General features: G+C 59.1%; 1 protein-coding gene and 1 pseudogene. Both read right to left on the bottom strand.

Translation table 11 applies throughout. The features are described from left to right. Window positions 1-255 (bottom strand): NifU N-terminal domain-containing protein (locus tag ACP7BV_RS27725; protein ID WP_426108133.1); only part of this gene is annotated, 255 nt, incomplete at its 3' end. Window positions 256-282: 27 nt separating this feature from the next. Next, window positions 283-580: pseudogene (locus tag ACP7BV_RS27720) on the bottom strand (Fe-S cluster assembly sulfur transfer protein SufU); the annotation flags it as partial.

Here is a 580-nt window from a genome sequence, read left to right as displayed (position 1 = left end):
GCGCAGTGGCACGGCAATCAGGCGCACCAGGTCCGGCCAGTCGGCACCGCCGTCCTGCGTGACCGTGAGCCAGCGGTCAACGTAAAACACATTGCTGACATGCTCGATGTCGAACAGCGCGCAGGCGAGCACATCGTCCTTGGCTTGCTCGGCGTTCTCGTACGAGTGCGTAATGCCCCAGGTCAGCGGCTCATGGAAAGTGAACTTCACCGCATTCGGATTGGGGGTGTCTTCGATTTCGGCAATTTTTGGCATTGTAATTTCCTAACTATCGGATCAGGATCAGGCATCACCGATCGACGTGTGCATCGGATCATGTTCGGCCTCGGTCGACGTGTTCTCAATGGCATTGAGCGCGGCATGCAGTGTGTGCCACGGGAGGATCGCGCATTTGACGCGCACCGGCAGGTCGCGGATGCCGGAAAATACCCGCAGCCGCCCGATGTGGTGAGCGTCGGCAAGCTCGAGCTTGCCGGTCGCCATATCGAGAAACTCATTGATCAGTACTTCGGCCTCGGTGCGCGTCTTGCCTTTGACGGCCATCGTCATCATCGAAGCCGACGACTTGCAGATGGCGCAC

It is taken from the genome of Massilia sp. TSP1-1-2, from assembly GCF_049896185.1.
In the GTDB taxonomy this organism is placed as follows: domain Bacteria; phylum Pseudomonadota; class Gammaproteobacteria; order Burkholderiales; family Burkholderiaceae_D; genus Telluria_A.
Note: the sequence above shows the minus strand (reverse complement) of the source record. Positions and strands in the feature narration are given on the sequence as shown.